At 67.7% G+C, this 6,981-nt stretch carries 6 protein-coding genes and 1 pseudogene; 5 read left to right on the top strand and 2 right to left on the bottom strand.

The features are described from left to right. Positions 1-400: 400 nt before the first annotated feature. Positions 401-955, top strand: a complete 555-nt coding sequence (locus ACIRJP_RS40850; RefSeq protein ID WP_404186057.1) for a DUF2231 domain-containing protein — start codon at positions 401-403, stop codon at positions 953-955. Between the two features lie 105 nt (positions 956-1,060). Here the strand turns inward: ACIRJP_RS40850 and ACIRJP_RS40845 are convergent, their stop codons facing one another. Continuing rightward, complete coding sequence (locus ACIRJP_RS40845; RefSeq protein WP_404186055.1) at positions 1,061-2,029, bottom strand: ferritin family protein; 969 nt, start codon at positions 2,027-2,029, stop codon at positions 1,061-1,063. Positions 2,030-2,148: 119 nt separating this feature from the next. On the opposite strand from ACIRJP_RS40845, the gene ACIRJP_RS40840 reads away from it, so the two are divergent. The 3 genes and pseudogenes from ACIRJP_RS40840 (at position 2,149) to ACIRJP_RS40830 (ending at position 3,483) form a co-directional block, all read left to right on the top strand. Next, on the top strand, positions 2,149-2,415 hold the full coding sequence (locus tag ACIRJP_RS40840) for a hypothetical protein (RefSeq protein WP_404186053.1): 267 nt from the start codon (positions 2,149-2,151) through the stop codon (positions 2,413-2,415). A 78-nt stretch (positions 2,416-2,493) separates the two neighbouring features. Further along, positions 2,494-2,667: pseudogene (locus tag ACIRJP_RS40835) on the top strand (IS701 family transposase); the annotation flags it as partial. A 294-nt stretch (positions 2,668-2,961) separates the two neighbouring features. Continuing rightward, positions 2,962-3,483 (top strand): hypothetical protein, encoded by a 522-nt coding sequence (locus tag ACIRJP_RS40830; RefSeq protein WP_404186051.1) that lies wholly within the window; start codon positions 2,962-2,964, stop codon positions 3,481-3,483. Here the strand turns inward: ACIRJP_RS40830 and ACIRJP_RS40825 are convergent. Next, a protein-coding gene (locus tag ACIRJP_RS40825; RefSeq protein WP_404186049.1) for an IS5 family transposase occupies positions 3,463-4,352 on the bottom strand; the annotation gives its coding sequence in 2 pieces (ribosomal slippage) (positions 3,463-4,001 and positions 4,001-4,352; 891 coding nt in all). The two genes, ACIRJP_RS40830 and ACIRJP_RS40825, sit on opposite strands and share 21 nt — an antisense overlap. Before the next feature lie 283 nt (positions 4,353-4,635). Here ACIRJP_RS40825 and ACIRJP_RS40820 point away from each other — a divergent pair. Beyond that, positions 4,636-6,981, top strand: a 2,346-nt coding sequence (locus ACIRJP_RS40820; RefSeq protein ID WP_404186048.1) for a tetratricopeptide repeat protein, incomplete at its 3' end; no start/stop codon positions are given.

Genomic DNA, 6,981 nt, shown 5'->3' with positions numbered 1-6,981 from the left:
GGGCGAGGGTGCCCCGGGCGAGCTGACCGGCGCGGAGCGTGAGGAACTGCGCCGGCTGCGCAGAGAGAACCGCGAACAGCAGCAGACGATCGAGATCCTGAAAAAGCAACGGACTGCACACCGTCCTGCGCCTGCATTTCTCCCAGGAAGAGGAGAACTACTTCTCCTTGGCCCCGTGAGACGAAGACGTCTGCGGGGACTGACCGCTCAGCCGGGCGGTCGGCAGGACTCACGGCCCATCCGGAGCCTGAGGACTCGGCAGGTGCGAGGGCGATGTTGCACCTTGGGCACTGCTCCATACACGCGCCCCTCCTGTACGCGGACGGATCTACCGCATAATCTCCGAAAAGGCAGATATCTGGGTGAATGCTTCCTTGTGTGCTCGTCGGAGGAGACCTCTGTGGATGTTGGGCTGATCAACGGCCTTCCCGGCCATCCCCTCTTCGTTCACGGCGCAGTGGTGCTGGTCCCACTGACGGCATTGGCGCTCGTGGTCTGTGCGCTGTGGACTTCGGCGGCGCGCAGGCTCGGCTGGGTGCTGCCGGTGATGGGGCTGATCACTCTTGTCCTGGTGGTGCTGACCACCGAATCCGGCGAGTGGCTGGAGGACCAGGTAGGGGGGAGCGCGCTGGTGGAGGAGCACACCGAGATGGGGTCCGGTCTCACTCCGTGGGCGATCGCCCTGTTCGTGCTGACGGTCGCCGTCTGGCTGCTCGGCCGCGCCGGCCTCAGCCGGAAACGAGACCGCAGCGGGGAGGCCGACAGTCCCACCGAGGGCGGGGCGTCCGCCGCGGCCCGGCTGGCTTCTTCTGTTGTGGTGCGCGTTGTGGCGCTGGTGATCGCCCTGGTCGTGGCCGTCGGCGCGGCCCTCCAGGTGTACCGGATCGGTGACTCGGGTGCGAAGGCGGCCTGGCAGGGCCGTTTCTCCACGAGCCGGTCCGGCGCCGGGCGGTGACACGGTAGCAGCGACGTCACAGGCAGTCCGGCCGACCTGGGTGAGGCGTCGGCCGGACTGCCTCGCGTGATGCGGGCGGCTGGTCTCCGGGTGCGGCCAGGGCGGTCAGCGCAGCTGGTCGAGTGCCTGCTGGAAGGCGGCGGCGTGCTTGGCCTCGTCGGCGGCGGTGTTGCGCCAGTAGCGGGCGGCGGCGGTATCGCCGACGGTGGTGGCGCGCTTGGCGAACCCCGGGTACACAGTGGTCGCCTCGTTGTGCTCCCCGGTGATGGCCCTGCGCAGGTTCTCCCTCGTCGTGCGGACCAGTCCGGCCAGGACCGCCTCGCCGGCAAAGTGCTCGTGCAGTTCGACCTTGGCCGTGCCCTCCCACAGGCGGGCCAGCGCGGCGTTACCGGTCTGCTGGGCGTGGGCGGCGAAGAGCATGTACTTGGCCTGGGCGAGCGCCTCGCCGTGCAGAGCGGTGTCCAGGTTGGCCTTGGTGCGGGCGGCCTTCACCTTCGGCAGCCCGGCGGGCACCGGCACCACGTCGGCCTTCGGCGGCGCCGGGATGGTGCCGTGGCCGGTGGTCACGGCCGTGAGGGCCGTGCGGAAGGCGTCGCGGTGACGGCCCTCGTCCGCGGCGATCTCGCTGAAGAGTTTCGCAGCCTGAAGGTCGCCGTCCGCGCGGGCCTGCTCGGCGAAGCCGCGATACATGACCTGGTGCTCGTAGGTCTCACCATCGATGGCCTGGCGCAGGTTGGCCGCGTTTGATCCGACAGTTCCGGCCAGGGTGGCCGCCTCGCGCAGGTGCTCGCTCAGCTCGGTCTGCGCCGTATTCCGGAAAAGCTTGCCGACGGCCGTCAGGCCTTGGCGGTCGGCCTCGGTTGCGTAGAGATTGTAGGAGGCGTAGGCGTACGCCTCACCCTTCATCGTAGTAGTCAGGTCGGCGAGTGTCTGTGCGTGGAGAGCCCGGTCGGCGGTGTGCGGCGCCAGGGGCGGCGCACCGCCGCCCGGGGTGGCCAGAGCCGGAGCCGCAGGCGCAGCCGCGACCAGCGCGCACAGACCCACTACGAACGTACGTGCCGAATGACGGAACACGATGTCCTCCTTCCGGAGCACACCCTTCCGGGTGCGCACGCCCCCTCCTCATGCCACCCGCGCACGCACACCACCGCTCCTTCACGCCACCCATCCGAGTGAATATGCACGGTAATCGCATGTCCGAGGGTGTCGACGAGTCGGCGCTGACCGCGAACGCGCTGCGGGAGGCGGTCACCGGCCAGCCTGGCCAGGGCCGGACCGAGTCGGTGCGGGGCATGGACCGCAGCGAGCACGCCGAGGCCCACCGCAAGGCTGAGAACGACGCCTACCACGGCGCCCTGCGCGAGCGCGCCGCGAAATCCAGGACGGAGCCGCCACCGACCATCAAGTCAAACGCCTACCCGGTTTCCTGGTCCGTTCCCAATCGGACCCCGTCCTCGTGACGGCGGCTACAGCGTGGGCTGAGTCGCCCCCTCCCTCCGGCACCCGCCGAGCCAAGACGGTTGCAGATGTCCCTACGCGGCCTGGACGACTACCAGGTCCGCCGCTACCCCGGCTGGCACCGCCACATCACCCTGGCCATGGCTGCCCACGCCTACCTCACCGTCCTGCGGGCCCGCCAGCTCGACACCGTGAAAGCAGAAACGGATCCTCCCAGCTCATCCACCTCAGCCTCGCCGAGATCAGACGCCTGATCCACCACCTCACCAACCGACGGCACGCACTCGTCGACCACATCCTGCACTGGTCGACCTGGCGCCGAAAACGACAACACCAAGCCCGAACCAGCCACTACAAACAACGAGGCCACGCCCCCACCGACTGACCATCCGTCACGGCAAACACCGTTGCAGTACTAGGCCGTGTCTGATAAATGATCAAGCTATGGGCGAGCGAAGTCGTCAGCTGCGTGGCCACAACGGCAGTCGCAGCCGCGAAAGGTCAGGCCTTTCAAACGGACGACATCGGCGCGTGAAAGGCTGAGCCGCATGACCAGTGAAGCCGATGAACCACGTCGAGACCTGTTCCTCCGAGACGGCCTGGAGGCAGCAGACGTGGTACGTGTTCACCGTGAGGCTCTTCGTGTCCTGCGAGACAGCATCGAGACGGCTCACGTCGATGCCTACAGCGATATCGCATGGCCACGGGAAGTGGTGCCCGCGTACGAGCAGGTGTTGTCGATGGCCGCCAACGAGGTAGCCGAGGGCGTCCGGTCTGCGAAAGGTGATCCTGGCATGGGGATTGACCTCGATGTCCGCGACGACACGCAGTTCGACGCGCTTCTGGCCTTGGCTCCCTACACGATTCATTCCGAGGCGTGGCGACAAGGTCGAGAGATCTTCAGCGCCAGCGACACGGGCACAGCCCTGTGGATCGCTGTCACATCAGAGCAAGAGGTTCGGCTCATGTCACGGCTCGATGCGCTGGGTGTCCCGCAAACGGCGTTCACGACTCAACCTCGCAGGCGGCGAAATCTGTTCGCCCGGTGGTCACGGCACCAGATCGCGTAGCCACAAGATGAGCGAACTCAGCTGCAGTCCCGCCTGGTAGCGGGTAGCGAGCTTGTCGAACCGTGTGGCGACGGCTCGGAACTGTTTGAGCCGGTTGAAGCAGCGTTCCACGACGTTTCGGTGCTTGTATGCCTCCCGATCGAAGGCGGGGCGGCGGCCGCCGGCGCTGCCCTTTCGACGCCGGTTGCCGACCTGGTCGGAGCGTTCGGGGATTGTGGCCTTGATGCCACGATGCCTGAGTGCGGCCCGGATAGCCCGGGAGGAGTACGCCTTGTCGGCCAGCACCCGGTCAGGTCGGCGTCGGGGCCTGCCCATCCCGGACCGGGGAACGTAAATGGCGTTCAGGACTGCGTCGAACATCGTGGAGTCGTTGACGTTGCCCGGTGTCAGGACGATGGACAGCGGCAAGCCTCGTCCGTCGACGGCCAGGTGGACCTTGGTGGTCAGCCCTCCCCGGGATCGGCCGAGAGCCTGCCGCGCCGCCGAGCGTTGAGGATCCTCCAATTTGTCCCCGCAGGGCTCCCCTTTTTGCGGGCGCCGGCGGCGTGCTGGTGGGCACGATTGATGGTGGAGTCCACCGACACGGTCCACTCGATGCGGCCCACCGCGTCATCGCGGACCTGCACGTGCTCAAGCAACCTGGCCCATGTGCCATCGACTTCCCAGCGGGCGAAGCGTTCGTAGGCGGTCTGCCACGGGCCGTACCGCTCGGGCAGATCTCGCCACGGAGCGCCGGTCCGCAGCCGCCACAGCACCCCGTCGATCACCTGCCGGTGATCCCGCCAGGGCCTACCCCGCCCATCCATCGCGGGAAGCAGCGGTCGTATTTGCTCCCACGCCGCATCCGTAAGTTCACCTCGACCAGCCACAAGATCAATTATCAGACACGCCCTAGCCCGGCCCGAGAAAGGGAGCTGAGATATGCGGGTTCTTACGGGACGAGGTACGGAGGTACCGGAGCCGCCCACCGGCATCAGCCACTTCTCCAGGCCTTTGAGCGTCATGGCTGGTACCACCCGAGATAAGTTCCACCCGGTGGCCCGAACCGAGCCAGATGCCTGGAGCTTCCCCCTTCTGAAGCGCGAAGAGAGAAAATGCGGGCGAGGCCGGTATGGAACGCCGGGCACGGCAGACACGAAACAGGGGGCGGGGATGTCCAGGTCGGGGCGGGGCCGGTCACGGGGCGAGCTGATCCGGCAGCGTGCGCAGGCACAGTTCGTCGGGCGCCGGGCACAGTTGTCGCTGTTCACAGAGAATTTATCGAAGGACCCGGAGTCGGAGGAGGACCCGGCGGAATTCCTGTTCCATGTGCGCGGGGTGGGTGGGGTGGGGAAGTCCACTCTGCTGCGGCAGTGGCAGGAAGCGGCCCGGCGGGCGGGTGCGGCAACGGCGGTGGTGGACGAGAACGACGTCCACGGTGTTCAACAGGCCCTGGCGGGTCTGGCCCAGGAACTGGCAGAGCAGACCGGCCCGTTCAAGGAGTTCGACAAGGCGCTGGAGCAGTTCCGAAAGGAGCAGGAAGCTCCCGCTGAGCCGGTGCCAGCAGAAGCAGAGGCCTCGGTGTCGAGCCGAATGGTGACGCAGGCCGCGCTGGGGGCGGTGTCACTGATTCCCGGGGCCGGCCTAGTGACGGCGATGGCCAACACGGATGCCGCGGCCCAGGGGCTGGACCGGCTGCGCTCCGGGGCCCGTGCCCGGGCGCAGCGACGGGGGCGTGGGGGTGATGAGGCCGGTTTGAGCCGGGCGTTCGTTGCGGAGCTGGAGCGTTTGTGCGGACGTCACCCATGGGTGGTGCTGTTCATCGACACGTGGGAGCAGACTGGCCGGTACCTGGACAGCTGGCTGCTCGGTCTGCTGGAGGAAGAGTTTGGTCCGGTGCCAGTAAACGTGATGGTGGTGCTGGCCGGGCGGGACGAGCTCGCGGAGCGGGAGTGGGCGCCGCTGCGGGCACAGGTGGCTGATGTGCCGTTGGAGGTCTTCACCGAGGCGGAGACACGGTCGCTACTGGCCGCCCGGGGCGTGAGCGAGCCGGGAGTGGTGGAGGCGGTGCTGCAGCTGTCGATGGGGTTGCCGCTGCTCGTAGAACTGCTTGCTCTGGCCCGTCCCAGTGCTGTGGAGGAGGTGGACGCGAGCGGGGACGTGGCGGACGTGGCGGTCGAGCGGTTCGTGCAGTGGATCACGGACCCGCACCAGCGCGAAGCGATCCGGGCGTGCGCCCTGCCGCTGCAGCTGAACGAGGATGTATTCGCTGCCGCGTCGCAGCCCGAATCAGCGGGGCTGTGGGAGTGGCTCTGCGGGCAGCCGTTCGTCAGTGGCCACGGTGACTTCAAGCACTACCACGCGGTGGTGCGCGCCAGCATGGTCCGCCAGCAGCGCGCCCACTCCCCTCAGCGCTGGGCCGCGGCACATGTCCGGCTCGCTGACGTCCACGCCGGCTGGCGCGCCGCGGTCGAGGAGGGCATTCCCCAGGCGAAACGCTGGGGAGATCCCGGATGGCGCCGGCATCGTCTGGACGAGACCTACCATCGCCTGTGTGCGCGCCCTGGGGTGTATCTGGCGTCTGCTCTCGAACAGGTTGTACAGGCTGCGGGCCAGGACACGGCGGTGCTGCGGCAATGGACTGAGGCCTTTGAGCAGGCCGCACGTGATACCGCTGACACGGCGCTGCTCAGTTGGTCCGGGCGGTTCCGGGATGCTATCGCCGATGCGGAGCCTGCCATCGTTTGTCTCACCGCCTTGCTGACTCATGGACGGCTGAGCGCTGGTGCCCGGGTTTGGGCCCACACCCACCGCGGGCGTCATCTTTTCTTCGCCGAGCGCGACGAAGAAGCCCTCACTGAGTTCGACCAGGCCATCGCCACCGAGCCTCACAACATCCTGGCCTTGGTTCACCGTGGGGAGACACACTACTGGCTAGGCCAAAATACCCAGGCCATCACAGACTTCACCGCCGCACTCGACCTCGACCCCACCAACGCCCGGGCTCTCGGCTCCCGGGGAGAAGCGCACCGCGCGGCGGGCCGATACGACCAGGCAGTGGCGGACCTCACCGCCGCACTCGACCTCGACCCCACCAACGCCTGGATCCTCACCCACCGGGGAGAAGCGCACCGGCAGGCGGGCCGATACGACCAAGCAGTGGCGGACCTCACCGCCGCACTCGACCTCGACCCCACCAACGCCTGGATCCTCACCCAGCGCGGAGTAACACATCAGCAGGCGGACCGATACGACCAGGCCATCACCGACTTCACCGCCGCACTCGACCTCGACCCCACCAACGCCCGGATCCTCACCCAGCGCGGAGTAACACATCAGCAGGCGGACCGATACGACCAAGCAGTGGCGGACCTCACCGCCGCACTCGACCTCGACCCCACCAACGCCCGGATCCTCACCCACCGCGGAGTAACACATCAGCAGGCGGACCGATACGACCAGGCCATCACCGACTTCACCGCCGCACTCGACCTCGACCCCACCAACGCCCGGATCCTC

This window comes from Streptomyces sp. NPDC102437 (assembly GCF_044765565.1).
Lineage (GTDB): Bacteria > Actinomycetota > Actinomycetes > Streptomycetales > Streptomycetaceae > Streptomyces.
Note: the sequence above shows the minus strand (reverse complement) of the source record. Positions and strands in the feature narration are given on the sequence as shown.

Bases quoted from the DNA above. Each gene is read 5' to 3' on its own strand.
- ACIRJP_RS40840 (WP_404186053.1), top strand. From the start codon at position 2,149: ATGTCCGAGGGTGTCGACGAGTCGGCGCTGACCGCGAACGCGCTGCGG.
- ACIRJP_RS40830 (WP_404186051.1), top strand. From the start codon at position 2,962: ATGACCAGTGAAGCCGATGAACCACGTCGAGACCTGTTCCTCCGAGAC.